Genomic DNA, 1,161 nt, shown 5'->3' with positions numbered 1-1,161 from the left:
AGTGACTATAGAAGCAAGTTTGGCGAAGAGCGCGCCGCTTCGCTTTACCTCACCGAAGTCTTAGCTGCGACGACGAAGCCATTGAGGCGGAGGGTGACCCATACCTTCCCCCAGCAGGCTGAGCATCAGCCTCCTGGGGGTGTACTGGCTGCGATGGTCTTTTCGTGTTCGTCAACGGGGCGCGGTGGTCGCAGCTGCGCCAGTAATTGTTCCAGCGTGCTCAGACGTACCGTGGCCCGCAAGGTCTCCACCTCGGCGTGTTCCCGGCGCTGGCGCTCTTGGCTCAGATCGGCCCGCGCTGCGGCCAGTTCGGTGCGCACGCTTTCCAGCGCTTGGACATCGCCAGTCCAGCGCACCTGCAGGGCTTGGTGCTCCGCGGCCGCCAGGCGCAGCGCGTCGCGCTCGCGTTGCTGGGCATCGGCCCGCTGGCGTGCCTGCGCCAGTTCCCGCTCCAGGCGGGTATGGCGTTCCAGCCACTGGCCATTGTCGCGGTTGAGCTGCATCAGGTCGTGGTTCTTGGCGGTCAAGGCCTCGTTGGCCTGCCGTAGGGCGACCTGCAACTCCTGCACCTGGTGCTCATGCCGGCGGTGTTCCTGCTCGCGCTGGTCCTTGACCGAGGTGCGGTAGTGTTCCAGGGCTTCCCTGGCGTGTGCGTGCTTGTGTTCCAACGATTTCTCATGGGCGTCGTGCTCGGCCACGCGAACAGTCAGGCCGCAGATCCGCTCCTCCAGTTGGGCCAGCTCGGTGGTGCGGCTGGCCACCTCGCCCCTGGCGGCGTCGCCCGCCTCACGTTCGGCCTGCCGTGCGGTCTCGCAGCGTTGCAGCTGCGTCCTGAGTGAGTCAGCCTCTTGCCGGGCCTGCTCCAGCGTTTGGGTACGCTCTTGAAGCTGCGCCTGGAAGCGCGCCTGGGCCTGCGCCACCACCGTCTCAGCCTCGGCGTGCAAGCGCTCGGCGAGGCGGCTGACCAGATCCTGCAGCGCGTCGCCGATGGCGACCTTGGCGCCGGGGCGCTGTCCGTCCTCGTCCTCCAACTCCCTCAGATAGCGGTGGATGGTGGTCTTGGAGCCCGTGTTGCCGAGCGCCACCCGGACCGCGTCCACGGACGGATGCGTGCCCGTTGCGCGCAGGCTATCGCGTGCCCGTTGCACGTCGCTTTTGTAC

The 1,161-nt window shown here is 67.2% G+C and carries 1 protein-coding gene; it reads right to left on the bottom strand.

The genetic code is table 11. The annotated features are described in order from the left end of the window. Window positions 1-125: 125 nt before the first annotated feature. Window positions 126-1,161 (bottom strand): DNA-binding protein (locus XdyCFBP7245_RS23405; RefSeq protein WP_104617720.1); only part of this gene is annotated, 1,036 nt, incomplete at its 5' end.

The sequence above is a fragment of the Xanthomonas dyei genome (assembly GCF_002939865.1).
GTDB lineage: Bacteria > Pseudomonadota > Gammaproteobacteria > Xanthomonadales > Xanthomonadaceae > Xanthomonas > Xanthomonas dyei.
Note: the sequence above shows the minus strand (reverse complement) of the source record. Positions and strands in the feature narration are given on the sequence as shown.